Consider the following 25,304-nt stretch of genomic DNA (forward strand, 5'->3'; position numbering starts at 1 on the left):
TGTGGAGGTGCGGGGATGGCTGGGCCATCGGTGCCCGGGTGGGGCGGCGGCGGTAATCACGCGGGCCGTCTGGCGATCGAGAGGATGGATACGCGACCAGCCGTGGTTCAGGGGGTCCCGTCGGTCCGACGCGACCAGGATGACAGAGTGATGTGAATTCGTCACTACATTGTTGCGTGGTCGTCCGCCTCTCGTCAGCCGGCCCTTTCCAGAGTCGACCAACGCGAGACGATATGCGTTGAGTTTGGGTTGACTTTCGATGAAGTAGCGACAGTGCACTAGCCAAGCGCGGATTGTGTCCGCGCGGTCGGCTTATACGTGACGCCGCCATTCCTCCACGTAAGTGCCAGCCTGTTGTTGCCTGAGAGTCTTGGCGAACGAACGCCGTTCCCACCAGCGGGTGATTACCCCTTGAAGGCTTGCGATAGCGACACACGGTGCGGCCACGAGCAGCACCGTGACTGCGATCCAGAAGGCGCCTTGGGCCGCCAGAACCAGTGCAGCGATCACCAACCCGACCGGCACAACGAAGAAGAAGCGCATGGGGGCACGCTATTCCCGCGCGCCGGCTCCCGGCTATGGGAGAGTGAGGAAAATTCACTTTCGTTTGCCCTGACCAAAGCGATCTCCGGTGCAGCGAATGGGGCTAACGGCAACGACATCGCCACTCTGAGGCGCGAGCGATGTGAGCTCGGGCGTAAGGGCAACGTGTTAGCTACCGGCAAAATAGGGCCGCAGGAACTCCCGCAGCGCGGGGTCGCAAACGTAAACGTACGTCCCTCGTATGCCGCGCGTCAGCAGCACGCCGTAGATGTTCGTGACGTACTCCAGGATATCGGCGTCCGTGTACGTGATCCCGCGTCGCTTGTTGTTCTCCATACCCTTCGTGTCGAAGTAGTTGTCACGGTCGAAGACGAGCCTCCGTTCGACAACGTCGTAACGGAGATCCGGGCCGATGATGACGCCGGCGTAGTTGAGGTCGTAGCCCTGGATAGTGTGAATAGATCCGACCTCGGCAAGTGACCCTGGGGAGGAGACCCAGTCTCTTTGGGTCCCGTTCCATCGAAGGCTGACGCCGTCGAGTTCGATGTCATACGCTTCAGGATCTTTTTTGCTCTGCCATTTCCAGGCGTAACCGGCTACGAGGCGGGCGAGCCCGGTTTCCGCATCGCGAAGTTCGATCTGTTCGCGCAGCGCCGCGAGGTCGTCGAAGAACCGCAGGTCGTATCCCGGAAACCTACGCGGCGCGACATGATCGCCGCGCAGGATTCGTCGGACATAGGGGGTGTAGTCATCGCCGGCCTGGACCCTTAGCTGCGACCGGAGCGGGTAGTACCGATGGGTGCTTTTCGCTGTCTCGACGAGATCGGCCATGATCTCGGCGGGGAGATCGGCCGGTCGAACGCTCTGTTCCGGGTCGACAAGGAGAATCTGATGCGTGCTCTTGGCCCGCACCCAATCCAGCTGGGTGAACTCGTCGCCGTCGCGGCCGAATAGCGCTTCGTTGATGGACGCGAAGGCAGCATTCAGCGGACCCGCCGGCTGGTTTGCCCGATGGTTGAGTCGGTGAGCTTCATCGACGATCAGCAGGTCGAAGGAACGGCCCGACTTGCCGACCTCAAAAGGCGTCATCACAGGCACGTCCTTGAGCCCGGGGGTGAGAGCGAAGACTCTCTGCAGAGTTGCGCGAAGCGACTGCTGCGGCACCACGAGCCCGACAGAGAAGTCGCTTAGAAGTGCGGCGTTTTCCGGAACGAAGAACTCGGCGAAGACGGTCTCCTCGTCGGGATCGCCTTGCCATGACTCGGCGCGAATGTCGCTGAGCAGTTTGAGCAGGTAGACCGCAACAACGGTTTTCCCAGTGCCGGGATCGCCCTGGATGACGATCGGGTCGGCGGATCCTTCGCGGATGTCCTCGAACAGTCCCTCAAGGATGTTCTCGACCGCGACGGCCTGATCGACGGACAACGCCTTGAACGGCGAGAACTTGAAGAGGTCGCTGTTTATGATCTGGGGGACGGTGCGCTCGAACAGCCCACGCTCTCGCAACTCCTCGAAAATGTGATCGAAGTACGCCTGATAGCGCTGGCGATCGAAGTAGGCCGCATCCCGAACTCCGGGCACGGCATTTACCACTTCGTACCTGCCATCGCCGGCGAACATCCGGATCAGGTACGACTCGAGATCGAGGCAGGCGGACTTGTTGAACTCATCGTGGAGGATGACGCGGACGGACGTGAGCGCGTTCTTCTTAGAATCTGCACCGTGCTGGCGGATCCGCGAGATAAGGCTGAGGGTCTCGCCGACATAGACCTGCCGCTGCCCGTCCATGACGTAGACGACGGGCCAGTTCTTCAGTCGCGGATCGACAGCGACGGCGCCGCTCGCATCGGTGCGGTCGAACGGCACAACGTCAAAGCTGGTCATACTTCGTGCTTCTGCCGTGCGCCTTCTCGACGGGGTACTTCTCGCGTGTTCGAGCCAACTTCTCGAGCACGATGCTGTCAGGGTCTTCGCCGAGCCTGTCCGCGAGGAGGAGGCAGTAGGTGAGGACATCGGCGAGCTCGTCGCGCACGCGATCCGGGTCGGCGTCAGAACTCCACTGGAAACACTCGAGGAGCTCGGCCGCCTCGATGGACACGCTCTTCGCAAGGTTCTCCGGCGAGTGGAACTGCGCCCAATCGCGCTCACCCACGAAGGCGCGGAGAGCATCGCGCACTGTCTCGTTCGTCACGATGTCACGCTAGCAACCGTCAGCCGGTATGGGGGCGCGGAACGGACGACACTTGGTTGATTGCGACGGCCGTCGGTGGCAGCACGGAGGCATCGCACCCTCACCCCTCGCGAAGCCCCACCCCTCTCCGGTAAACAGGACTCATGCTGACCGGCACCACGGTCGGGCTGCGCGCCCGCCACGATGACGACATTCCGATTCTCCGTAGCGAGCTGCTCGACGACGTGGCCGGGTCCTCGCGGGCCGAGGGCGGGCCGTGGCGGCCGGTCATGCCGGGGACGGATGATGCGCGGCTGAAGCCCGACGCATCCAAGGAGAACGTGGTCTCGTTCTCGGTGATCGAGCTGGAGGGCGGGAGGCTGATCGGCACCGCCAACCTGTGGGGCATCGACACGCACAACCGGTTCGCGCACATCGGGCTGGGGCTGCTGCCGGCGGAGCGGGGCAAGGGGTACGGGAGCGATGTGGTCGCGGTGCTGTGCGCGTACGGGTTCACCGTGCGCGGGCTGCAGCGGTTGCAGGTGGACACGCTGGCCGACAACTACGCGATGCTGCGGGCGGCCGAGCGCAACGGATTCGTCCGCGAGGGGGTGCTGCGCAAGTCGGCGTGGGTGATGGGGGAGTTCCTGGACGAGGTGCTGCTCGGGCTGCTCGCGGATGAGTATCGCCAGCGCGAGGACCAGCAGCGCGCGACGACCTGACCGTCCCCTCCCGCATTTCCAGGATACCGGACGACCCCGGTCTTGCGGCAAGGCCCCCACGGTGCACCAGAATGGCTGGTCGCGGCCGGAAACGGTTCGGCCGACGAAGGGGGAATCGATGGGTTCTGACGTGTTCGACGTGATCATCAGCGGCGGCGGCCCGACGGGGATGATGCTCGCCAGTGAGCTGCGACTGCATGGTGTGGATGTGCTGGTGCTGGAGAGGGACGCGGAGCCGACCCGGCTGGTCCGTTCGCTCGGGCTGCACCCGCGCAGCCTCGAGATCATGGACCAGCGGGGGCTGCTGGAGCGGTTCCTCGCCCACGGAACGCAGTATCCCGGGATGGGCGGCCGCTTCGCCGGCATCGTGAGCCCGCATCCCATCCGGCTGGACACGGCGCACGACTACATCCTCGGCATTCCGCAGCCAGTCACCGACGGCATCCTGGCCGAGCGTGCGGCCGAGCTGCGGGCGGTGATCCGGCGGGGGAGCGAGGTCACCGGGTTCGATCAGGATGCGGACGGCGTGACGGTCGAGCTCGCCGACGGCGAACGGCTGCGGTCGCGTTGGCTCGTCGGGTGCGACGGCGGGCGGAGCCTGGTGCGGCGGCTGCTCGGGGTCGGGTTCCCGGGCGATATGGCGACGACCGAGTGGCTGCTCGGCGAGGTGCAGGTGACGGCGTCGGCGGACGAGATCGCGGCGGTGTCGGAGGAGGTGCGCAAGACACACCGGGGGTTCGGGATCGGGCCGGCCGGCGACGGACTGTTCCGCGCGGTCGTGCCGGCGGCGTCCGTCTCGGAGGATCGCACGGTCGCTCCGACGCTCGAGGACTTCCGGGCGCAGTTGCGGGCGTATGCGGGCACCGACTTCGGCGTCCACTCGCCGCGCTCGCTGACCCGGTTCACGGACGCGACGCGGCTCGCCGACCGGTACCGGGTCGGGCGGGTGCTGCTCGCCGGGGATGCGGCCCACGTGCATCCACCGCTCGGCGGGCAGGGGCTGAATCTGGGCATCCAGGACGCGTTCAATCTTGGCTGGAAGCTGGCGGCCGAGGTGGGCGGCCGGGCTCCGGAGGGGCTGCTCGACACCTACTTCACCGAGCGGCACCCGGCTGCGCAGGAGGTGCTGACCATCACCCGCGCGCAGAGCGAGCTGATTTCGCCCGACCCGGGGCCGCAGGCGGTCCGGCGGCTGCTGACCGAGCTGATGGGCTTCGAGGAGGTCGGCCGGTTCTTCGCCGAAAAGGTGTCCGGGATCGGCATCCGCTACGACGTCGGCGAGGGGCCAGAGCTGCTTGGACGGCGGATGCGCGACCTCCCGCTGGCCCACGGGAGACTCTACGAGCTGATGCACGACGGCACGGGGCTGCTGCTCGACAGGACCGGCGCTCTGGCGGTCGGGGGATGGGCGGACCGGGTCGACTACGTGTCCGACGTCGGGGACGCGCTCGACGCTCCCGCGGTGCTGCTGCGTCCGGACGGGCACGTCGCGTGGATCGGCGACCAGCAGGATGCGCTGGGCCAGCACCTGCAGCGGTGGTTCGGGGCGGAAGGCTGAGGGCGCGGGCGTTCCCCCGAAATGGGGGAACGCCCGCGGCCCAGCGGGCGGCGCCGCTGTGGCAGGCTGTCCACCGCGCCTCACCGCGAGACGCAGGTGGGGGAGACACGTGACCGACGCGACCGATGCGACCGACAAGAGCGAAACGACCGACGCGATCGACGCGATCGACGGGATCGACGCGCCGCCGGTAGCGACCGGGGAGACGACGCCGGAGGACACGACATCCGACGCGTCCGGCCAGCAGGCGCCGTCGCCGTCCTCCTTTACTCAGGACGAACGGGTCGGTCGCGGAATCGCCCTCGCGCTGCTGATCATCCCCGCCGGAATCATCGTGTGGACGGTCCTCTGGAACATCGGCTTCATCGCATCCATCGTCTCGTGGGGTGTGGCCCTCGGCGCCGTCTGGCTGTACCGCGTGGGCTCGAAGGCGCGCGTCACGCGCGGCGCCTTCTGGGGCATCGTCGCGATCGTCATCGTGACCATCGTGCTCAGCCTGCTCGCCGGGATCTTCACCGACCTCGCGGGCGCGGTCGGCATCCCGCTCACGGAGGCGCTGACGCGACCAGAGTTCTGGGAGCTGTTCGCGGACAACGTCTTCAGCAACGGGGAGATGTGGCAGGCGTACCTGCCGCAGGTCGGGCTCGCGCTGCTGTTCGCGGTGCTCGGGTGCTTCATGACGATGCGACGGCTGTCGCGGGAGTCGCGCGCGTAAGCCGGCTGCAGCCGCATTGCTCAGCGCGCCGAGATCAGCTCGGCGATGAGCACCTCGTCGGCACCGTCCGTCCACGTGTCGCTGCGATTCACGATGAAGCCTGCGGGCGCGACCGTCTCGCCGAGGCGCTCCAGCGAGTCGAACGGGGTGTGGTCGATGTGCGCGGCTGCGGGCGCACCGCGGTGGCGGCTCGGATCGAAGGCGAGAAACGTCGCGGTGATCGCCCGGCCGCCGGGGCGGAGCACGCGCATCCACTCGGCGATGGCGGCCTGTGGATGTGGGAAGAGCTGCAGCCCGGTGACGCACGTGACCAGGTCGAACGTGTCGTCGGCGAAGGGCAGTTCGGTCGCATCCGCCGCGAGCAGCTCGGCGTCGGGCAGGTGGCGGCGCGCTTCATCGATCATCCGTGGAGAGAGGTCGACGCCGGTCATCGAACGGGCGTAGCCGCGGTCGCGCAGGGCTCGGAGGACGAGGCCGGTTCCGGTCGCGACGTCGAGCACCGCATCCACCTCGGTCAGGTCGGCGAAGGCGGCGACGGCTGCAGCGAGCCCGCGGTGCATCGCGCTGTCGTCGTAGGTGGGGGCGCGGTCGTCGAACCGCTCGCGCACGGCCTTCAGGTGCTCGGCGCTGGCCTGCTCGTGGCTGGCCCGCTCATCATCGGTCACGCACGCCAGCGTAGCGACGCGAACGCCCGGCGCAACCGGCCGATTCACGCCCGAAAAGAAATAGCGGCGGTCGACTCACCCGAAAAAGTCGACCGCCGCGCACCGGGAACGCAGTACAGCTGCCCGCCCCCTGCGGTTCAGCCTGCCATCCGTTGCTTAGTGCACACAATAAAACGCCTGGCGCGAATGTCAACCGCTCTGGCGCGAGGATGTTCGTATGTTCACCTCGAGTTCATGAACGGCCGCGGCGACCGCGGCCGGCGCCTCCCAGGCGGTGAAGTGCCCGCCCCGTTCCAGACGTTCGAAGGCGCGGATGTCGGCGTAGCTATTCTCGGCGAGCGACCGCGGGTAGGCGGCTTCGTGCCGCTGGATCAGGATGGACGCCGGCACCGTGACGATCGGGTGCAGGTCGTCCCCGTCGGGCGACTCGCGGTACGGACGGAAGCTGGTGCCGATGGACCTCGTCACCCAGTAGAGCGCGACGTTGGTGAGCACGTCATCCACGTCGAAGCGTTCGAGTCCGTCGCCGTCGCTCCAGGCGGCCACCTTCTCGGCGATCCAGGCGAGGAGGCCGCTGGGCGAGTCGATCAGGGCGGCGGCGAGGGTGTCCGGTCGCGTGCCCTGCTCGTGCGCGTAGCCCGACTCCTGAGGGTTCGCGACCGAGCGGAGGAACTCCGCCTCCTCGTCCGTCAGTTCGACGCCGGGCCGCGAGCGGCCGGAGAAGGACGCGTGCGTCGCGATGATTCCCGCGACGGATTCGGGATGCGCTCCCGCCAGCCAGTCGCTGACGCCGGCGCCGACATCCTCCCCGTAGGTCAGGTAGCGGTCGTAGCCGAGCTCGCGGGTCATCAGGGCGTTCCAGCGATCGGCGACGCCCACAGAGGAGAACGGCTCGGGCAGGACGGCGGAGTACCCGTAACCGGGCAGCGACGGGATGATGACGTCGCGCTCGGCGCGGAGCAGGTCGGCGAGGTCGAGCATCGAGGCGAACGAGTAGGGCCAGCCGTGGGTGAGCACGATCGGCAGTCCGCTCGGATTCTGCGCCGGCGCCCGCGCGACGTGGACAGCGCAGCCGTCGAGGTCGACCATCCACTGCTCGTACTGGTCGAGTCGGCGCTCGAACGCGCGCCAGTCGTACCCCGTGCGCCAGCGGTCGACGAGGCTCGCGAGCATGTGCGGTGGGATGCCGTTGGACCAGTCGGGGCCGGGCGTCGGCTCCGGCAGAATGGCGGCGTCCAGGCGTCTCCGCAGGTCGTCGAGAACGGGCTGCGGTACCTCGATACGGAACTCCATCTGTTGACCGTAGCGGTGACCACAGACAGTGCGGCAGGCGGGGTTGACCTGGTGTCGGAGGCCGGGCGTAGGGTGAAAACATGGCCCGGAACCGCGACGAAACCCGTCGCGCGACTCGCGAGTCCGACCCGCTCGTCGAAGCCGCGCGGTACCGCGTGCGGCGTGACGCGGAGGCGCGCGGGGAGCAGGTGGAGGAGGCGAATCCCGGCCAGCCCACCATGGAGCAGCGGGCGCAGATCATCGAGAACAGCATCCAGCAGGCCATCCGCCGGGGCGAGTTCGACAACCTCCCCGGGGCCGGTAAACCGCTTCCAGGCCTGACCGGCACGCACGACCCCGACTGGTGGATCCGCCGCAAGATCGAGCGCGAGCAGCTCACCGGGCTCGGGCCGCCGGCGCTTCTCCTCCGGACCGAGGACAAAGAGCTGGAGGCGAAGCTCGACCGGCTGGCCTCGGAGAGCGCGGTCCGCGAGCACCTCGAGACCTTCAACCGGCGCATCGTAGAGGCGCGACGTCAGCTGCAGGGCGGACCGCCGGTCGTCACGCCCACCCGCGACGTGGACGCAGAACTCGAGCGCTGGAGGCAGCGTCGGCAGGAGCGCCTCCGCGACGCCGAGGCGAACCGCCGCGCCGAGCAGGAGGCGTACGCGGCGATGTCGTGGCGCGAGCGCCGCCGGTTCCGCCGCCAGTCGGGACGCTGAGCACGCATCCATGGGGCGCAACACGCCGTGATCCACCCGGGCGAGAGGCGCGTTGCGACCCATCGATCGGGGTAGGCCGCTACTCCGTCAGGTGCTGATGCGGGTTGGTGAAGTGGATGCTGTCAGCGGTCACTCCGACGAGCCCGAGGGTCACGCGCAGCAGTTGCGGCGGCAGGCCGTCGGCCGGGGGCGGGGTGGCGGCGCCGAGCGTGAAGGACTTGCCGTCCGGGCCGGTCGCGGTCACGGAATCCACGTAGACCTGGACGTTGCCGCGCAAGGCCATCTGGTCGGCCGTCGTCGCGAGTTTCGGGCCGGTGTCCTTGCGCACGGTCAGGCTGAAACCGTCGATGGTGATGCTGTCGGCCGAGATCTTGAGCACCGGGATGCGGCTGCCGTCAGCGAGTGGGACGGTGACGACGCTGATCCCCTTCAGTCCTGAGAAGGAGAGGGACTGGCTGCCGAGCTGCGCGGGCGGTTGCGTGAAGACGGGGGCTGTCGCGTCCGGGCCGGCGGGGGTCGGGGGAGCGGTCGGAGTCGCGGAGGGCGCGGGTGCGCCCGGGGTCGCGGAGGCCGTGGGAAGCGGCAGCGACGGGACGCCGGGCGCGCCGGGGCCGGTCGAGCCGGGCGTCGGTGTGGGCGTGCTGCACGGCATGATGATCGGGATGCAGAGTGCGGCCGGCGCTGCCGTCGGGACGCGGGCCGCGCCGAGGCCCGCCAAGGCGGCGGCGATACAGGCGACGAGGGCGCCGGCGACGATCCCCGACTTCGGTCGCCTCATGCGGTCGTGCCCTCGGTCGAGGCGGTCGCCGGTCCGACCGGACCAGCGTCGGTCGTTTCCGCGGCGGGCTCGGCCGCATCCACCTCCACGACGTCCTTCTTCGGCATCCACGCCACGGTCAGGATGCCGCCCACGCTGCTCAGCAGCATCCCGATGAAGAAGCCGCCCAGGTTGACGCCGACGAGCGAATACACCGCGACGGCCAGCGCGATCACGCCGTAGAAGATGCGGTGCGCGGGCATCGCGATCACGAGGATGCCGAGCAGCACCAGCAGGATCGGGATGATCGTCGCCTGGAGCCCCTCGATGCCGAGCTGGACGTGGATCTTCCCGATGTCGAGCTGGCCCGAGAAGAACATCTCGATGCCGCCCAGCGCGGTCAGGACGCCGCCGACGAACGGGCGACCACGGCGCCAGGCGCGGAAGCGATCCACGATCAGAAGCATCCCTTCGAGCCGTCCGTCAGCTGCACGTGCATGCCGCTGAGCGTGAAGACGGACGCCTGGGTGCTCCACGCGGTCTGCTGGAGACCCGTGATCGTGACCGCGTCCGCATCCTGAGCGAAGTCGCCGGCGGAACCCTTGGCGGTGGTGTTCACCGTGGAGGCATCGACGCCGATGCGGATGTTGTGGAACTCGGAGTCGCCCTTGAGGTCCGTCATCCCGATCTGGAGGTCGGAGGCGGACGCCGGGGTTCCGCCGCCGCCCGCGGTGATCAGCATCCCGACCTTGCCGAGCGGGGTGTCGGTGACGACGGCCTGGCAGAGGTCGGCGAGGGTGGCGGACTTGATGTTGGCGATCGCGACCTGGTGCTGGACGCCTGCGGTGTCGGGCGCCACGCCCGCGTACTGCGAGAAGCCGGTGCCGTCGAGCTTCGACGCGCTGATCTGGAACTGGCTGCCGGACACCGCGAACGAGACCGGGACGGCGCCCTGCGCCACGCCGGTCATGAGCACGGTGGAGACGAGTGCGACGGGGACCGCGGCGAGCACGATCCGTCCGGCGTGCGACCCGGCGAGCTTTCGGAACTTCATCGATCCTCCTGTTCGGGGGACTTGACAGCCTCAGCGCAGTCAGGTCCAGGTGCGAGCTTAGACGTTATTGACACCGTGTCAATAGTCGAGGCGGCACCTCTGGCGCAGCGGCCCGGCGGTTAGGCTCGGAAGATGGAGACGGACCGGCGGACGCGGCTCACGCCGGACGAGCGCCGGGCGCAGCTGGTGGCGCTCGGGGTGGCGTTCCTCGCGGACAACCCGCTGGACGAGCTCTCCATCGAGGAGTTGTCGGCGCGCGCGGGCGTCTCGCGGGGGCTCCTGTTCCACTACTTCGGGTCGAAGCAGGGGCTTCACCGAGAGGTGGTCCGCACGGCGCGCGACAGCATGCTGCACGCGACGGAGCCGGTCCCCGGTCTCGCGCCGCTCGACCGCCTGCACGACACGCTGACGCGGATCGTCGCGTTCGTGCGCGAGCACAGCGGCACGTTCTACTCGCTGGTCCGCGGCGTCGCCTCCGGTGACACGGAGGTGCGGCAGGTGGTGGAGGAGGCGCGCGCCGAGCAGGCCGAGCGGGTGATCGCCGTGTTCCTCGAACTCGGGGTGGCGGACACGCCGATGCTGCGGATCGCCCTCCGCTCGTGGGTCGCCTTCGCTGAGGAGGCGCTCGTCGAGAGCGCGATCGGCACCGAACTGGCGTCGGAGGAGATCGTCGGCTTCCTCGAGCGCAGCGCCCGCGGGGTCGTGGATGCGCTGGGCGCGCCCGCGGATTAGCAGCGCGGGCTAGATGCCCTCTTCCTCGACGTCCTCTTCGGTCAGCACGCCCGCATCCACGTCGTCGCCGCCGTGCTCGTCGTACTCGGGCTCGGCCTCGCGGGCCTGGCCGCCGGTCGGGCCGTCGTTGCCGTCGCCCGGGCCGGACCAGATGGTCTCGCCGGCGACCGCGTCGTTCGTGACCAGCTCGTCGGCGAAATTGGCCTCGGCTTCGGGGTCGTTGAGCGCGTAGTCCACGTCCCCGTCGGCCGGGTCGGACCAGCCGGGAGTCTCGCCGGCGTCGGACTCGCCGACCTCGACGTCGTCGACGCCGTCGTCCGGAATGCGTTCCATGCGTTCGCCCCTCTCACTTCTCACTGGCTTCGCTTCGGAACCTACACCTCCAACGCAACGGCCCCACCGTCAAGTCCGCGATGTTTGCACGCGACACGCCGAAGCGGTGTGCAAACTCTGCGGACTCGACGGTGGGGCCGGTTGGAGTGGGTGGGTTGGAGGTCAGTTGGCGGTCGGGAAGGTGATCGTTTTTCCGCTGCCTGCGTCCTTGACGGCCGCATCCTTGAACGCCGCGAACTGCGCCGCGTCGGTGAAGCCGCCCTGGTAGCGCTCGCCGTTGACGAACACGGTCGGGGTGCCGAAACCGCCGCTGGTCGGGTTCTTCAGCTGCGAGTTGGCCGTCGCTTCCTGTGTCATCCGCGTCGCGAACGACGAGAAAGTCTCGTTGTTCACGCAGTCGGTGATCGCTTTGGACTCGACGCCCGCATCCTTGAACACCTTGAGGATCTCGGCGTTGGTGAGACCGCTGCCGGTCTGCTCATCCGGCTGGTTGGCGAAGAGGGCCGAGTTGATGTCGAAGAACTTGTCCGGCTCCGAGTTCGCCACGCAGGATGCGGCACCGGCGGCGCGCGTCGAGTACTGGTTGTTCTTGCTGCTGTCGAGGATCGCGACCGGGTGGGTCTCCAGCGTCGCCGATCCCTCGCTCAACCACTGCTTGATCTGGTCGTCGTTCGTGGTCTCGAACTGGTTGCAGAAGGGGCACTGGTAGTCGAGCCAGATCTGGATGTGCGCGATCTTGCCGTCGAGCTTCATCTTCGTCGGCGTGGGCTTCGCGCCGTTCGCGATGGCGGGCGTCGTCACCGCTTTGGTCGGAGAGGTGAGCACGATGCCGCCGCTCGCCATGTTCTTCGGGTTGGCCGCGCCGCCACCGGCCCCACCGATGCCGGTGAAGATGAACACGGCGATGATCGCGAGCACTGCGACGATGCCGACGATGACCGAGCTCTGAACGACCACCTTGCGACGTTTGGCCTTCTTGGCGGCCTCCTCGCGCATCTTCCTGGCGGTCTCGCGTGCCTCTTCGCGGCGGTCGCGTTTGGTCGGACCCGAAGTTCCCCGGCCACTTGACATTCAGCTCATCCCATCGACAATTGACAGTTCTCACCTGATCGTAGGGGGACTTTGCTTTGAAGGCCCTGTACCGCGTGCCGTACCCGGGGAGTCCGCCTTCCGCCGCCGCACCCCCTGTTGAGGTGGCTTGTCGCTGAGCTTCGCTCACTTCATACTCGCGTCCAAGCGAGCGAAGGGTTCCGGTGACGAAGCGCAGTCAGACAGTGTGGGTGACGGCTGGGGTCGGCGCCCTCCTGCTCGTGGGAGTGGGTATGGCGGCGAACGCTGCATCGCACTCCGGCTCCCCGGCGGAGCCGTTGTCCGCGAGCTCTGTAGCGGAGGCCAACGAGACCCCGACGACGGAACCGACCTCCAGCGTCGACGTGCGCGAGGTCACCGAGGATGTCGCCGTCCCCTTCGCCAGCACCAACGTCGATGATCCAGCGAGGGATGTCGGAACGAGCGCCGTCACCACAACCGGCCAGAACGGTGTGACCACTCGGACGTACAAGGTGATCTACGTCAACGGTAAGGAGAGCTCTCGGTCGCTGGTATCGGAGGCTGTGACTCAGGCGCCGGTCGACCAGGTGACCAGTGTCGGAACGCGCCAGCCGCCTCCGCCTCCGCCACCTCCGGCTCCAGCGCCGGTCCAGGCGCCGCCGGCTCAAGCGGGTTGCGACCCCAACTATGCGGACGCCTGCGTGCCGATCGCCAGCGATGTCGACTGCGCCGGCGGGAGCGGTAACGGCCCCGCCTACGTCCAAGGCCCGGTCCGCGTCGTCGGCAGTGACATCTACGGCCTCGACCGGGACGGCGACGGCATCGGCTGCGACGGCTGACCGTCGCGCCCCATCCAGTGGTCCCAACACGCCGTTAGGCGCATCGCCGTGACGGCGTGTTGCGACCATTAGATGCCGCGAGAGTCGGGAAAAGGGCGAGTGCGCGCTAGTCGGCCGCAGCGGGAGCGGTGCGGTCGAACTCGACGTCCTCCACCCGGGAGCGCGGCATCGCCAGGCCGGCCACGATGGTCAGCACCGCGGCGATCGCCACGGAGACGAAGACCGCGGTCGACGCCTGCTGGATGGTCGCGGCCGCATGCGCGCCGCCCGCCGACGCGCCGATGATCGCGTTGGCGATCGCGCCGAACACGGCGACGCCCACGGCGCTGCCGATCGAACGGGCGAACATGTTGCTGCCCGTGACAACACCGCGCTCGTGCCACGGCACGCTCGACTGCGCCGCGATCAGGGTCGGGGTGGCGATGAGGCCCATCCCGAGGCCGACGACGAAGCAGCTGACCGCGACCAGCAGCACCGAGGGTGCGACGGAGGTCGCGGCGAGCGCGACGGCGCCGACGATCGCGATCCCCATCCCGAGGATCGCGGTGTTCCGGAAACCGATGCGCAGGTAGAAGCGGCCGGAGAGGCTGGCCGCGATAGGCCAGCCCAGGGTCAGCGCGGCGACCGCGAGGCCGGACACGATGGGTGCGACGCCGATCGTGCCCTCCAGATAGGTCGGCACGAACGAGGTGAGGCCGATCAGGATGGCGCCGACGCCGAGCGAGATCAGGGTCGTGGTGACGAGCAGCCGCCGGGAGAACACCCACAGCGGCAGCACGGGTTCGGCGGCCCGGCGCTCCACCAGGACGAAGGCGACCAGTAGCAGCGCGCCGAGCGCGAAGGCGCCGATGCTCCACACCGAGTTCCACGCCCACGCCTGGCCGCCCTCGAGCACCGCCAGGATGAGAAGGGTCATCCCGCCGGTCAGGAGCGCAGCTCCCGCGTAGTCGATGCGGTGCTTGCGGCGCTCGATGCTCTCGTGGAAGGCGCGGATCAGCATCCACCCGGCCAGGATGCACAGCGGCACGTTGACGAAGAAGATCCACCGCCACGACAGGAACTGCGAGAACACGCCACCGAGCGTCGGTCCGACGACGGAGGAGATCGCCCACACACTCGCGAGGTAGCCCTGCGTCTTGGCGCGCTCGGCGACGGTGTAGATGTCGCCGGCGATGGTCATCGACATGGGCTGGATGGCGCCGGCGCCGAGGCCCTGCAGGGCGCGGAACGCGATGAGGGCGGGCATGCTCCAGGCGAATCCGCAGAGGACGGAACCGATCAGGAACAGCGCGATCCCGATCAGCACGATCGGCTTGCGGCCGACGGTGTCGGACAGCTTCGCGTAGACGGGGACCGACACGGCCGTCGCCAGGAGGTACACCGAGAACAGCCACGGGAACTGGGCGAACCCGCCGAGGTCCTGCACGATCGAGGGCACGGCCGTCGCCAGGATCGTGGAGTCGATGGCCACGAGCCCCGTCGTCAGCATCAGGGCGATCAGGATGGGACCGCGCTCGGAGCGGAAGCCGACACTCGCTCGGGTGGGTTCGTTCATATCCATCAACAACGTGTCGAGGGTGCGGGCATTCCCACTTGACGTGAAAGAAGAGTCGCGCGAGAATCTGAAACATGTCTTTCATATCGGACGAGGATGCGGCTGCGAGTGCGGCTGCGAGTGCCGCAGCGGACGCGGCGGCGCCGGCTCCCCGCCAGGAGCGCCGCACGACGGTCACCGACCCGCGCGCCCTCCGTGCGCTCGCGCATCCCCTCCGCATCGCGCTGCTCGACCACCTGATGTCGTTCGGTCCGCGCACCGCGAGCGAATGCGCCGCGGTCGTCGGCTCGACCCCCTCGAACTGCAGCTACCACCTGCGGGCCCTCGCCCGCGTCGGGCTGGTCGAGGCGGCGGAGGCGGAGGACGGCCGCGAGCGCCCCTGGCGGTCCGCCTCCACCGGGCTCAGTCTGGGTCGCACGGAGGACCCCGAGTACAGCTTCGGCACCGACACCGTCGAGCGTGCTCTCGCCGACCGGCAGGTCGACGACGAGGGCGCGCTGGTGCACCGGGCCATCGCCCAGCGCGACGAGCAGCCGGTCGAGTGGCGCGACGCGAGCATGCTCAGCGGGTACGCGCTCCGGGTGACGCCCGCCGAACTCCGCGAGCTGGGGGAGAAGCTGGATGCGCTGATCCGCCCGTACATCTCTCTGACGCGCGCAGACCCGCCCGAGGGGAGCGACGTCGTCGCGCTGCATCTTAACGCGTTCCGGCATCCCGACGCCCTCGCGGCCGCTCAGGCGATCGCGCAGCCGGACGCCGAGGACCGCTCATGACCGCCACCGAATCCCCGAGCCGTTCGCGCTCGCCGCTGTTCCGTCGCGACTTCGCGCTCGTCTGGACCGCCGGCCTCGTCTCGGACACCGGCGACTGGCTGCTCATGATCGCCCTGCCGCTGTTCGCACTGTCGGCGACCGGGTCGGCCCTCGGCGCGTCGACCGTCTTCCTGGTGGAACTCGTACCGATGCTCCTCGTGGGCAGCTTCCTCGGCGTGCTGGTGGACCGCTGGGATCACCGCCGCACGATCGTGATCGTCGCCCTGCTGCAGGGCGTGCTGCTGCTGCCGCTGCTCGCGGCGAGCGCCGACCGGATGGGCATCGTCTACGCCGTCGCGGCGGTGGAGGCGGTGCTCGGGGCGATCATCAATCCGGCACGGCAGGCGATGATCCCGAGACTGGTAGGGGCAGACCAGCTCGCACGCGGCAACGCCCTCATCGCGGTGAGCGACAACCTGGCGCGGTTGGTCGGTTCGCCGCTCGGCGGCTTGAGCTTCGCACTCTGGGGGCTGCCGGGGGTGGTGATCGCGGACGCGGCCTCGTACCTGGTGACGGCGGGCCTGGTCGCGTTCGTGCGGCCGCATCCCCTCGCGGTGACCGAGACGGCGGCGGCCGGTGCTGAAGCCGACGGCGAGAGCGGCCCGGCCAAGGAACCGACCGCGAAGGCCGAGCGCCGCATCCTGCGCGAATGGACGGAGGGCCTGGCCCTCATCGCCCGCTCGGCGACCCTGCGCACCATCGCGCTCATCGCCGGTCTCGGCGGGGTGGCGCAGGGCCTCTTCCTCGTCCTCTTCCTCGTCTACGTGACGCAGAACCTGGGCGCGGGGGATACGGGAGCGGGCATCATCCGCGGCGTCCAGGCGATCGGCGGAGTGCTCGGCGGCCTCGTCGCCGGTCTGCTGGCGCGCCGCTTCGGCCCGCGCTCGATGATCGGCGGCGGGTACCTGCTGTTCGGGATGCTGTCCCTGCTCACCTGGAACCTCGCGCCGTTCACCACGGCGCTGTGGGTCTACGCGGGACTGTTCATCGCCATGGGCATCCCGGGCGTCACGACGGCGACGGGCGAGATCACCCTGGTGCAGAAGTCGGTGCCGCCGCGTGCGCTCGGACGGGTGATCGCGGCGATCACGACGGTGGACGGCGCGGCCCAGGCGATCGGCCTGCTCGTCGGCGGCCTGCTCGCCGACTCGGGCGACATCGTGCCGATCCTCGACGTGCAGGCGTCCCTCTATCTCTTGTGCGGTGTGATCGGGATCGTGGCCCTGCGCGACAGGACACGTCTTACCTAGCGGCCCCTCCGGGCGCTAGGGTGCTGCCACCGTGGTCCTCCGGAGGTGGTTGATGATGTCCCGCACCCCGCTGCTCCGCATCCGGCTGTTCCGTCGCACGGCCGCAGCGGCCGCCGTCGCCGCCGCCGCGTTGACCGGACTGACCGCCTGCGACCTCTTCGCCCCGCAGGACACCCTCTACATCGAAGAGGCGAGCGTCGGCGTGAGTGCGATGGTCGGGGAGGTGTTCGTCGGCAACGCGGTGCTGGTGAGCGGTGAAGGTGACTCCGCCAATCTCGTCGTCACCCTCGTCAACGAGAGCTCGGACACGCAGCAGGTCGAGATCGTGCCCACCAGCGGGCAGAGCATCAAGCTCTCACTCGACCCGCGTGCCACCCGCCGCATCGGGAGTCCGCCGACCGAGGAGAGCCTCGTGACCGGGCTGGATGCGGCGCCGGGCTCCCTGACGACGGTGACCGTCACGAGCGGGGGCGAGTCGGTCGGGCTGCAGGTGCCGGTGGTCACCGGTGCGCTGGTGCCGTACGGGACGCTGACCCCGTCACCGGAGACGTCCACGCCGACGCCGACGCCCACGCCGTCGCGCTGACGCGCGGGCCCCACATTCGCTCTGCCGACATTCCACGCGTGATATTGCCGCGAAACCCGCCCGGGTTCCCGGTGATTGCGCGGATGTGAACGTAGGGTGTCGGTGTGTGGCGACTGGACAGGAAAACCGAGGATGACGACGCGACGTCGGACATCGCAGACGACGATGCCCTGAATCCGCGCACGTCGACCGCTCCACACACCCTCAGCCTGGGCGATCCGGGGCTCGTCGCCGGCAACATCGCCGAGCCGGTCTGGAAGCGCTGGCGCGACGAGATCGCGGCCATCGGCGGCGACTCCCCGCTGCTCCACTTCGAGGACAGCCCGCGCACGCGCATCGAGCTGAGCACGACGCATCCCGGCGGTCTGCCGCAGTTCATCACGGGCCAGAGCACGCTGCTGTCCAGCTTGATCCGCGACGAACTGGCGCTGCGCACCGCGCGCGCGGCGGCCAACGCGATCACGACGAAGGGCATCGAGCTGCGCTCGGTGCGCGGCATCGAGTCGGTGCACCTCGCGATCGGCCTCGCCCAGTGGCGGCACGGCACCGAGGAGTACTTCGCGCCGATCCTGCTGCGTCCGCTTGCCATCCGCCGCTACGGCCGCGACTTCGAGCTGAAGCTGAAGGGCCACACCTTCCTCAACCCGGAACTCGCCCGGGCGCTCAACGAGCAGTTCCAGATCACGCTGGATGCCGACGCCTTCGTCGCGCTCGCCGTCAGCAACGGCGTCTTCAAGCCGCAGCCGGTGATCGACCGGCTCCGCGGGCTCACCTCGCACCTGCCCTGGTTCAATGTGCAGCCGCGGCTGGTCGCCTCCTCGTTCGCCGATGTCGCCCCGGCGCTGACCGAGGAAGCCCGCGACCTCGACACGGTGCTCCTGGATGCGCTGGCCGGCAACCCGAGCGCCCGCACGACGGTCGAGAGCGCCTTCAACCCGGTGGAGCCCATCCGGCAGGACGAGCGCCCGCCCGCCACTGACACCCTCCTCCTCGACGCCGACGAGGCGCAGGAGAACGTGGTCGCCCAGGTCGCGGCAGGCAACTCCCTCGTCGTGAAGACCCTGCCGGGCACGGGCGGAACGCAGACCATCGTCAACGCGATCGGCGCCCTGGTCGGCCAGCACAAGCGAGTGCTCGTCGTCAGCCCGCGTCGCTCCAGCCTCGACGACATCGCCCAGCGGCTCAGCCACGTCGGCCTCGCCGGGCTCGCCGTCACGCCGCGTACGCTGCGCCGTGACCTCGTCCAGTCCATCGGCCGCAACGAGAAGGCCGCGCAGCCGAAGGTCACCGACGTGGACGAGGCGCTGGTGCGCCTGCGCAAGGTGCTGGTCGACTATCGCGCCGCGCTGACCCGTCGCGACCCCGTGCTTCGGGTCTCCGTGCTGGATGCGCTGCGCGAGCTCTCCCGTCTCTCACTGCTCCCGTCGCCTCCCTCGACCACGGCGCGCCTCGGTCGCCGGGCGATCGAGCTGCTCGCGCGTGACCGGGCGGCATCCGCCGACGCGCTGATCCGCGCGGCTCGCCTGGGCGAGTTCAAGTACGGCCCCAACGACTCGCCCTGGTATGGCGCATCCTTCACGACGACGGAGGAGGGGAAGGCCGCGCACGAGCTCGCCAAGAAGCTCAGCCGCGCCGAACTCCCGCGCCTCATCGAGCGTGCGCAGGCCCTGATCGGTCAGACCCGGATGCGGCCGTTCGCTTCCATCGCCGAGCTCGGCGTCTACCTGCGGCTGCTCCTCGACATCCGCGAGACGCTCGACAAGTTCACGCCGTCGGTCTTCGACCGCTCGCTGACCGAGCTGATCGCGGCCACGGCATCCCGCCGAGAGTCGCCGTCGATGTCGAGCGCCAACCGACGCCGTCTGCGCAAGCACGCGCTCGAATACGTGCGCCCGGGCGTGCATGTGACCGACCTCAACGAGAGCCTGCGGCGCATCCAGCAGCAGCGCATCCTCTGGAACCGTTTCGCCGTCGCCGGCGTCGTGCCCGAGGTGCCGGTCGGCATCGCGGACGTGCAGGTCGCGTACCAGCGCGTCGCCGAAGACCTCGCCCGGCTCGACATCCCGCTGCGCCGCGTGGGCACACCGCAGTCGCTCGCCGTGCTGCCCGTGGAGGAGCTGGTCCGGCAGGTCGCCGGCCTCGCCGCCGAGTCGGAGGTGCTGGCCAACCTGCAGGAGCGCACCGCCCTGCTCACGCAGCTGCGCGACCTGGAGCTCGACCCGCTCATCTCGGACCTCTCGATCCGCCACGTGCCCGAGTCGCAGGTCAGCGCCGAACTCGAGCTCGCCTGGTGGCAGTCGGTGCTGGAGTCGCTGCTCGCCTCCGACCGCGCCCTGCTGAACGCGAACACCGGCGTGCTCGACCGGCTGGAGGCCGACTTCCGGCTGGTCGACGAGGCGCATGCGTCCGCCACCGGCAAGCAGCTCGCGTGGATGCTCGCCGAGACCTGGAAGATCGGCATCGTGGACTGGCCGGACGAGGCCGCCGCGCTGAAGCGTCTGCTGAAGAGCGGTGCGCCTACGGCCAGCACGCTGACCGAGGCGGCACCGCACCTGGCCCGTCCGCTCGCTCCCGTGTGGCTGATCTCGCCGTACGAGATCCCCACGATCGGTCGTGAGGTCGCCTTCGACGCCGTGCTGCTGGTGGATGCGGGCGCATCCAGTCTCGCCGAGAACGTCCCGGTCATCCGCCGCGCCAAGCAGGTCGTCGCGTTCGGCGACCCGGTGACGCAGACGCCGTCGCGGTTCGATATCGGCGTACACGAGTACGGCACGACGGTCGAGAACGTCGACGTGGATGCGCTGCACGCGGACTCCGCGCTCGCCCGCCTCTCCGAACTGCTCCCGGTGTACACGCTCAGCCGCAGCTACCGCGCCGGCGGCGAAGACCTCGCCGAGCTCGTCAACCGCCGCTTCTACGGCGGGATGATCGACTCCCTGCCGTGGGCCGGAACGTACCTCGGCCACGGCAGCCTGGCCCTCCACTACGTCAGCGGCGGCCAGGGGATGCCGGACAGCGACACGGGAGCGGTCGAGTCGACCGACGCCGAGGTGGCGAAGGTGGTCGAGCTGGTGCTGGCGCACGCGACCGAGCGGCCGCGCGAATCCCTCATGGTGATCACCGCGAGTGAGCGCCACGCTGTGCGGGTCAACCAGGCCGTGCTGGCGGCGTTCGCGAAGCGCACCGAGCTCGCCGACTTCATCCTGGGCGACCGGGCCGAGCCGTTCACGGTCGTCACACTGGAGCAGTCGGTCGGGCAGAGCCGAGACCGCGTCATCTTCTCCATCGGCTACGGCCGCACCCCGCACGGCCGGCTGCTGTCGAACTTCGGCGCCCTCGCCGAGCCGGGCGGCGACCGCCTGCTCGCGGTCGGCATGACCCGCGGGCGCCGCGGCATGGACATCGTCTCCTGCTTCGCGCCGGAGGACATCGACGAGACCCGGATGCGCCACGGCATCGCCGCCCTCGCGCAGGTGCTGGGGGAGGCGGACCAGTTGCAGGCGGCCGCACCCGAATACCTGAGCCAGGATGCGGACCCGATGGTGCTCGACCTCGCCAAGCGCCTCGCGCGCCGCGGCCTCGACGTGCACTTCGGCTACCGCGGCAAGCTGACGCTGGTCGCCTCGCACGGCGGCCGCGCGGTGGTCGTCGAGACGGACCAGGATGTGTCGAAGGGCAGCCTCCGTGAGTCGCTGCGGCTCCGCCCGGACGTGCTCCGCCGCCTCGGCTGGCACTACCTGCGCGTGCACAGCTTCGAGCTGTTCGCCGACCCCGACGCCGTCGCCGGCCGCATCGCCAAGCTCATCGGCAAGGGCGAGCCGGATGCGGAGACCGCGCCGATCACGCTGCCGGCGCTCTGACGCATCCTGCTCAGCCGCTGGTAGGATCACGGTATGACCACCAAGCTGAGCGTCAGCCTGTCGGACGAGGACGTGGCCTACCTCGATGAAATCGCGTCGGCCGAGCGCAACGGCAACCGGTCCGCGGTGATCCACGACATGGTTCGCCTGTTCCGTGAGATCCGGTACGAGGACGCTTATCGTCAGGCGTTCGAAGAATGGGAAGGGTCCGAAGACCAGAAGCTGTGGAACACCACGGTGGCCGATGGACTCGGCAGCAGCGAGTGAGGCGCGGAACCGTCCTCCTCGCTCAGTTCGATCCTGCTTACCCCGGTGAGGCCGCCAAGACTCGGCCCTGCGTCGTTGTGAGCAACATCGGTGCCAACCGAGCCGCGGTAAGCGCGCGAATCGGCACGCTCGTCGTCGTTCCCATCACGTCCAACACACTCCACGTGCATCCCGCGGCTCAGGTCCTCGTCGATGACGAAGACGCCCTGAGGCACATGGGACTCCAGGTCGTTTCGAAAATGCAACCCGAGCAGATGAGGGCGATCTCGGTCGATCGTGTCGTGAGGGAGCTCGGGGACACGCCGTCGTGGGTCATGTTCCAGGTGGATGACGCTCTGCGATTTCATCTGTCGCTCTAGGCTGGACGGATGAGCGAGACACCGGGGAGGCGGCGGCACAGGCGCGTGCAGCGTCCCGGCGCGCCCGGGACCGACCCCGAGCCGCGCGTCGAGCCTGCGGAGGAGGGGGCCGCCGCCGACACGGACGCGACGCCCTCGTGGTCGTCCAACGACGAGCGTCTCCGGCAGGACGTGCCGCCGCACTGGTAAGGCGGCTTCAGTCCACCGAGTGGTGACAAGATGTCGCAACCCGCGCGCGATAGGCGCAACGAGTCACCGCTCGACGGCAGCTCGCCTACGGGAGCGGGTCGGCGTGCTTGCCGGCGGCCTGCGGCGGGGCCTGCTGCGTCTGGAGGAGGTCGCGGATCTCCGATAGGAGGTCGAGCTCCGTAACGGGCTTGTCGGGCTCCACCACGCCCTTCTTACGTAGGCGCTCGGCACGCTGCTTGACGTGGTTGAGGGGGTAGACGAACACGAAGTAGACGACCACCGCGACGATCAGGAAGTTGATGATCGCGCCAACCACCGCCCCGAACTTGATGTCGGAGTTATTCAGTGTCACGACCATTGCGTTGTCCAGATCGCTCGCCTTGAAGAACGCGCTGATCAGGGGATTGATCAAGTTGTTCACGATCGCTGTGACGACACCTGTGAACGCCGCGCCGATGACCACGGCGACGGCCAGGTCGATGACGTTTCCGCGGAGGATGAACTCCTTGAAGCCTTTGAGCACGGGTGATCCCTCTCTACGCTGCCGAACCGGAGGACGGGGTGGATGACGGGGACGACGGAGATGATGACGGCGACGACGACGGGGCCGGAGAGCTCGGCGCCGAGCCGGTCGACGCGGGCTTAGCCGCCGACGAACCCGACGAGCCCCCGCCCTTCGCTCCGCCGCGGGAGTCCGTCCGGTAGAAGCCGGAGCCGTTGAACGTCACGCCGACCGCGCCGAACACTTTGCGGAGCGAGCCGCCGCAGTTCGGGCACACCGTGAGGGCGTCGTCGGTGAAGGCTTGCTGGATGTCGAAGGCGTGGCCGCAGTCGCGGCACGAGTAGGAGTAGGTGGGCATTCTTCTTCCGCTGCGCGTGGGAGTCAGGTGAACTGGACGATCCGGGTCGGGGTGACCGCACCGTCCACCGGCTGGTCGTGACGCTCGCGCGGCACCTCGTCCACGAGTTCGCCGTCGAACAGGACGGCGTACACCGGGGGACATTTTTCCATGCTGCCGAGGGTCTTGTCGAAGTAGCCGCGGCCCCAGCCCATCCGCATCCCGCTGGCGTCGACGGCGGCGGCCGGGACGAGGATGAGGTCGACGTCGTTGATCGCGATCGGTCCGAGCAGCTCGCCGATCGCCTCCGGGAGGCCGTAGAGGCCTTCGGTCTCGCTCTCGCCGTCGCCGATGGTCCAGTCGAGGAGACCGTCCTCACGCGAGATCGGGAGCAGCACGCGCATCCCCTGCGTGTACGCCCAGTTCAGGAACGGGCGGGTGTCTGGCTCGATCGGAGTGGACAGGTAGGCGGAGACGGAGCGGGCGGAGAGGTCCGTCGCGAGGTCGACCAGGTTGCGGGTGAGGCCGGCGGTCGCGCTCTGGCGCTCGGTGCTGGTGAGGTTCTGCCGTCGCTCGCGGAGCTCGGCGCGCAGGGCGCGCTTGCGATGAGCGGCAGTGTCCGGGTCCATGAGGCAATCCTAGGAGATGCCATCCTGTGCGCCGCCGAAATGCGGATACTGTAGGCGGCATGGCAAATCACGACCGCGTTACGAAAGCAGTGATCCCCGCAGCCGGCCTCGGAACCCGGTTCCTGCCGGCGACGAAGGCGATGCCGAAGGAAATGCTTCCGGTCGTGGACAAGCCGGCCATCCAGTACGTGGTCGAGGAGGCGGTGGACGCCGGCCTGCACGACGTCCTGATGATCACCGGCCGCAACAAGAACGCCCTCGAGAACCACTTCGACCGCAACGCCGAGCTCGAAGAGACCCTCACCAAGAAGGGCGACACCGACCGCCTCGAGAAGGTCAACTACTCCACCGCCCTGGCCGACATGCACTACGTGCGCCAGGGCGACCCGAAGGGCCTCGGCCACGCCGTGCTGCGCGCCAAGATGCACGTCGGGCGGGTGCCGTTCGCCGTCCTCCTCGGCGACGACATCATCGACGCGCGGGATGAGCTGCTCAGCCGGATGCTGACCGTGCAGTCCGAACGCCACGCCAGCGTCGTCGCGCTCCTCGAGGTCGACCCCGACTCCATCCACCTGTACGGCGCCGCTGCCGTCGAGGCCACCGATGAGGACGACGTCGTCCGCATCACGGGCCTCGTCGAGAAGCCGGACAAGGAGCACGCGCCCTCCAACTACGCCGTCATCGGCCGCTACGTGCTGCGCCCGGAGGTCTTCGACGTCCTGGAGCGCACGGAGCCGGGTCGCGGCGGAGAGATCCAGTTGACGGACGCCCTGCAGTCGATGGCGGAGGCGCCCGACTGGACCGGCGGCGTCTACGGCGTGGTCTTCCGCGGCCGCCGCTACGACACCGGTGACCGCCTGGACTACATCAAGGCGATCGTGCGCCTCGCGGCCGATCGTGAAGACCTTGGGCCGGAGCTGCGTCCGTGGCTGCGCGAGTTCGCCGCCGACCTGGGGGATGCGCCCACGGAGTTCGTCGAGCAGATGCCCGCCGACCCGACCGGGCCCATCCAGACGCTCTCCGACCGGTCGCGCTGACGACCGCCGAAGGAGGACTCTGTGGCGCTCGTTGTCCCCACCCTCTCGGAGGGTCGCGTGGGGTTGCGTCCCATCCGCTTGCGTGACGCGCGTCCGCTGGAGCGGTCGCTGCTCGACAACCGCAGCTGGCTGCGGCAGTGGGAGGCGACGAGCCCGTACGCGCCCGGTTCGTTCGACACCCGCGCGAGCATCCGGTCGCTGCTGTCGAATGCGCGCGCCGGGCACGGGCTCCCCTTCATCGTGGAGTGGGACGGGCGGCTGGCCGGCCAGCTGAACGTCTCATCCATCGCCTACGGCTCGCTGTCGAGCGCAACGATCGGGTACTGGGTCGCGGAGGAGTTCGCCGGCCACAACATCACGCCGACCGCCGTCGCGCTCGCGACGGACTACTGCTTCTACCAGCTGGGCCTGCACCGGATGGAGATCTGCATCCGGCCGGAGAACGGGCCGAGCCTGCGCGTCGTGGAGAAGCTCGGCTTCCGCTACGAGGGGCTGCGCCGGCGCTACATCCACATCAACGGGGACTGGCGCGACCACTTCTGCTTCGGCCTGGTGACGGAGGAGCTGAGTCAGGGCGTCCTGCGGCGCTGGCTCGACGGAAATGTCCCGGCGGATGCGGCGGTCGTCCCCGCGGAGGATCGCGCGGCCGCCGCCGTCCCGCTGCCCATCGCCCGTCACCGCTGAGCTTCGCCCGGCGACCGGCAGCCCGCTGATCGGCAGCCCGAGCATCCGCTGGGAGGGCGCTGATCGCGTGACACACCCTCCGGCGTCACGGAGGCAGAGCGCCGC

General features: G+C 69.0%; 29 protein-coding genes. 15 read left to right on the forward strand and 14 right to left on the reverse strand.

Translation table 11 applies throughout. The features are described 5' to 3' along the window. Positions 1 to 312: 312 nt before the first annotated feature. From AB4Z18_RS05005 to AB4Z18_RS05015, 3 genes are all read right to left on the reverse strand, one after another. On the reverse strand, positions 313 to 543 hold the full coding sequence (locus AB4Z18_RS05005) for a hypothetical protein (RefSeq protein WP_441781590.1): 231 nt from the start codon (positions 541 to 543) through the stop codon (positions 313 to 315). A gap of 168 nt (positions 544 to 711) precedes the next feature. Further along, a complete protein-coding gene (locus AB4Z18_RS05010) occupies positions 712 to 2,427 on the reverse strand; it encodes a DNA/RNA helicase domain-containing protein (RefSeq protein ID WP_441781591.1) in 1,716 nt (571 codons plus the stop codon). Then, a complete protein-coding gene (locus tag AB4Z18_RS05015) occupies positions 2,414 to 2,734 on the reverse strand; it encodes a nucleotide pyrophosphohydrolase (protein WP_441781592.1) in 321 nt (106 codons plus the stop codon). Before AB4Z18_RS05015 ends, AB4Z18_RS05010 begins: the two co-directional genes overlap by 14 nt. Positions 2,735 to 2,877: 143 nt before the next feature. Here AB4Z18_RS05015 and AB4Z18_RS05020 point away from each other — a divergent pair, with 143 nt between their 5' ends. The 3 genes from AB4Z18_RS05020 to AB4Z18_RS05030 all read left to right on the forward strand — a co-directional run bounded on the left by AB4Z18_RS05020 (position 2,878) and on the right by AB4Z18_RS05030 (position 5,708). Beyond that, positions 2,878 to 3,435 (forward strand): GNAT family N-acetyltransferase, encoded by a 558-nt coding sequence (locus AB4Z18_RS05020; protein WP_441781593.1) that lies wholly within the window; start codon positions 2,878 to 2,880, stop codon positions 3,433 to 3,435. Positions 3,436 to 3,553: 118 nt separating this feature from the next. Next, on the forward strand, positions 3,554 to 4,993 hold the full coding sequence (gene rox, locus AB4Z18_RS05025; RefSeq protein WP_441781594.1) for a rifampin monooxygenase: 1,440 nt from the start codon (positions 3,554 to 3,556) through the stop codon (positions 4,991 to 4,993). Positions 4,994 to 5,102: 109 nt separating this feature from the next. After that, positions 5,103 to 5,708, forward strand: coding sequence for a hypothetical protein (locus AB4Z18_RS05030; protein WP_441781595.1), 606 nt, complete (start codon positions 5,103 to 5,105; stop codon positions 5,706 to 5,708). A 20-nt stretch (positions 5,709 to 5,728) separates the two neighbouring features. Here AB4Z18_RS05030 and AB4Z18_RS05035 read toward each other — a convergent pair whose 3' ends face one another. Then, entirely contained in the window at positions 5,729 to 6,373 is a 645-nt protein-coding gene (locus AB4Z18_RS05035; protein ID WP_441781596.1) for a class I SAM-dependent methyltransferase, read from the reverse strand. A gap of 189 nt (positions 6,374 to 6,562) precedes the next feature. Continuing rightward, the gene (locus tag AB4Z18_RS05040; RefSeq protein WP_441781597.1) at positions 6,563 to 7,666 is read right to left on the reverse strand and encodes an epoxide hydrolase family protein; all 1,104 of its coding nucleotides are present in this window, start codon (positions 7,664 to 7,666) and stop codon (positions 6,563 to 6,565) included. A gap of 80 nt (positions 7,667 to 7,746) precedes the next feature. On the opposite strand from AB4Z18_RS05040, the gene AB4Z18_RS05045 reads away from it, so the two are divergent. Next, complete coding sequence (locus AB4Z18_RS05045) at positions 7,747 to 8,367, forward strand: J-domain-containing protein (protein WP_441781598.1); 621 nt, start codon at positions 7,747 to 7,749, stop codon at positions 8,365 to 8,367. A gap of 79 nt (positions 8,368 to 8,446) precedes the next feature. Here the strand turns inward: AB4Z18_RS05045 and AB4Z18_RS05050 are convergent, their stop codons facing one another. From AB4Z18_RS05050 to AB4Z18_RS05060, 3 genes are read right to left on the reverse strand one after another with little or no spacing between them, the layout of a single operon-like run. Then, positions 8,447 to 9,145, reverse strand: coding sequence for a hypothetical protein (locus tag AB4Z18_RS05050; protein WP_441781599.1), 699 nt, complete (start codon positions 9,143 to 9,145; stop codon positions 8,447 to 8,449). Beyond that, positions 9,142 to 9,591, reverse strand: coding sequence for a DUF6114 domain-containing protein (locus AB4Z18_RS05055; RefSeq protein WP_441781600.1), 450 nt, complete (start codon positions 9,589 to 9,591; stop codon positions 9,142 to 9,144). Before AB4Z18_RS05055 ends, AB4Z18_RS05050 begins: the two co-directional genes overlap by 4 nt. Further along, entirely contained in the window at positions 9,582 to 10,178 is a 597-nt protein-coding gene (locus tag AB4Z18_RS05060; protein ID WP_441781601.1) for a DUF6230 family protein, read from the reverse strand. The genes AB4Z18_RS05055 and AB4Z18_RS05060 overlap by 10 nt, the downstream gene beginning before the upstream one ends. A 132-nt stretch (positions 10,179 to 10,310) precedes the next feature. Between AB4Z18_RS05060 and AB4Z18_RS05065 the strand changes: the two genes are divergently transcribed. Beyond that, a complete protein-coding gene (locus AB4Z18_RS05065) occupies positions 10,311 to 10,910 on the forward strand; it encodes a TetR/AcrR family transcriptional regulator (RefSeq protein WP_441781602.1) in 600 nt (199 codons plus the stop codon). 9 nt (positions 10,911 to 10,919) lie between these two features. Here the strand turns inward: AB4Z18_RS05065 and AB4Z18_RS05070 are convergent, their stop codons facing one another. Both AB4Z18_RS05070 and AB4Z18_RS05075 read right to left on the reverse strand, forming a co-directional pair. Then, entirely contained in the window at positions 10,920 to 11,243 is a 324-nt protein-coding gene (locus AB4Z18_RS05070) for a hypothetical protein (RefSeq protein ID WP_441781603.1), read from the reverse strand. A 162-nt stretch (positions 11,244 to 11,405) separates the two neighbouring features. Then, complete coding sequence (locus AB4Z18_RS05075; RefSeq protein WP_441781604.1) at positions 11,406 to 12,239, reverse strand: DsbA family protein; 834 nt, start codon at positions 12,237 to 12,239, stop codon at positions 11,406 to 11,408. 257 nt (positions 12,240 to 12,496) lie between these two features. Here AB4Z18_RS05075 and AB4Z18_RS05080 point away from each other — a divergent pair, with 257 nt between their 5' ends. Next, on the forward strand, positions 12,497 to 13,132 hold the full coding sequence (locus AB4Z18_RS05080) for a G5 domain-containing protein (RefSeq protein ID WP_441781605.1): 636 nt from the start codon (positions 12,497 to 12,499) through the stop codon (positions 13,130 to 13,132). Positions 13,133 to 13,238: 106 nt separating this feature from the next. Here the strand turns inward: AB4Z18_RS05080 and AB4Z18_RS05085 are convergent, their stop codons facing one another. Beyond that, the gene (locus AB4Z18_RS05085) at positions 13,239 to 14,687 is read right to left on the reverse strand and encodes an MDR family MFS transporter (RefSeq protein WP_441781606.1); all 1,449 of its coding nucleotides are present in this window, start codon (positions 14,685 to 14,687) and stop codon (positions 13,239 to 13,241) included. 74 nt (positions 14,688 to 14,761) lie between these two features. On the opposite strand from AB4Z18_RS05085, the gene AB4Z18_RS05090 reads away from it, so the two are divergent. The 7 genes from AB4Z18_RS05090 (at position 14,762) to AB4Z18_RS05120 (ending at position 22,010) form a co-directional block, all read left to right on the forward strand. Further along, positions 14,762 to 15,460, forward strand: coding sequence for an ArsR/SmtB family transcription factor (locus AB4Z18_RS05090; protein ID WP_441781607.1), 699 nt, complete (start codon positions 14,762 to 14,764; stop codon positions 15,458 to 15,460). Continuing rightward, positions 15,457 to 16,749: an MFS transporter gene (locus AB4Z18_RS05095; protein ID WP_441781608.1), complete on the forward strand. Its 1,293-nt coding sequence runs from the start codon at positions 15,457 to 15,459 to the stop codon at positions 16,747 to 16,749. Before AB4Z18_RS05090 ends, AB4Z18_RS05095 begins: the two co-directional genes overlap by 4 nt. Positions 16,750 to 16,804: 55 nt before the next feature. Continuing rightward, the gene (locus AB4Z18_RS05100) at positions 16,805 to 17,335 is read left to right on the forward strand and encodes a hypothetical protein (protein WP_441781609.1); all 531 of its coding nucleotides are present in this window, start codon (positions 16,805 to 16,807) and stop codon (positions 17,333 to 17,335) included. 104 nt (positions 17,336 to 17,439) lie between these two features. After that, positions 17,440 to 21,195: an AAA family ATPase gene (locus AB4Z18_RS05105; RefSeq protein ID WP_441781610.1), complete on the forward strand. Its 3,756-nt coding sequence runs from the start codon at positions 17,440 to 17,442 to the stop codon at positions 21,193 to 21,195. A gap of 33 nt (positions 21,196 to 21,228) precedes the next feature. Then, complete coding sequence (locus AB4Z18_RS05110) at positions 21,229 to 21,462, forward strand: ribbon-helix-helix domain-containing protein (protein ID WP_441781611.1); 234 nt, start codon at positions 21,229 to 21,231, stop codon at positions 21,460 to 21,462. Next, positions 21,393 to 21,821, forward strand: a complete 429-nt coding sequence (locus tag AB4Z18_RS05115) for a type II toxin-antitoxin system PemK/MazF family toxin (RefSeq protein WP_441781612.1) — start codon at positions 21,393 to 21,395, stop codon at positions 21,819 to 21,821. The genes AB4Z18_RS05110 and AB4Z18_RS05115 overlap by 70 nt, the downstream gene beginning before the upstream one ends. 9 nt (positions 21,822 to 21,830) lie before the next feature. Then, entirely contained in the window at positions 21,831 to 22,010 is a 180-nt protein-coding gene (locus AB4Z18_RS05120) for a hypothetical protein (protein WP_441781613.1), read from the forward strand. A gap of 85 nt (positions 22,011 to 22,095) precedes the next feature. Here the strand turns inward: AB4Z18_RS05120 and mscL are convergent, their stop codons facing one another. From mscL to AB4Z18_RS05135, 3 genes are read right to left on the reverse strand one after another with little or no spacing between them, the layout of a single operon-like run. Further along, positions 22,096 to 22,533 carry a large conductance mechanosensitive channel protein MscL gene (gene mscL, locus AB4Z18_RS05125; protein ID WP_441781614.1) on the reverse strand — a complete coding sequence of 146 codons (438 nt, stop codon included), beginning with the start codon at positions 22,531 to 22,533 and terminating at the stop codon, positions 22,096 to 22,098. Positions 22,534 to 22,546: 13 nt separating this feature from the next. Further along, the gene (locus tag AB4Z18_RS05130; RefSeq protein ID WP_441781615.1) at positions 22,547 to 22,870 is read right to left on the reverse strand and encodes an FmdB family zinc ribbon protein; all 324 of its coding nucleotides are present in this window, start codon (positions 22,868 to 22,870) and stop codon (positions 22,547 to 22,549) included. Between the two features lie 23 nt (positions 22,871 to 22,893). Further along, positions 22,894 to 23,478: a 5-formyltetrahydrofolate cyclo-ligase gene (locus tag AB4Z18_RS05135; protein ID WP_441781616.1), complete on the reverse strand. Its 585-nt coding sequence runs from the start codon at positions 23,476 to 23,478 to the stop codon at positions 22,894 to 22,896. 59 nt (positions 23,479 to 23,537) lie between these two features. Here AB4Z18_RS05135 and galU point away from each other — a divergent pair, with 59 nt between their 5' ends. Both galU and AB4Z18_RS05145 read left to right on the forward strand, forming a co-directional pair. Next, positions 23,538 to 24,515: a UTP--glucose-1-phosphate uridylyltransferase GalU gene (galU, locus tag AB4Z18_RS05140; RefSeq protein WP_441781617.1), complete on the forward strand. Its 978-nt coding sequence runs from the start codon at positions 23,538 to 23,540 to the stop codon at positions 24,513 to 24,515. A gap of 21 nt (positions 24,516 to 24,536) precedes the next feature. Then, on the forward strand, positions 24,537 to 25,199 hold the full coding sequence (locus AB4Z18_RS05145; protein ID WP_441781618.1) for a GNAT family N-acetyltransferase: 663 nt from the start codon (positions 24,537 to 24,539) through the stop codon (positions 25,197 to 25,199). The last annotated feature ends 105 nt before the right edge of the window (positions 25,200 to 25,304 follow it).

Source organism: Leifsonia sp. 2TAF2 (genome assembly GCF_052115085.1).
Taxonomy (GTDB): Bacteria; Actinomycetota; Actinomycetes; order Actinomycetales; family Microbacteriaceae; genus Leifsonia.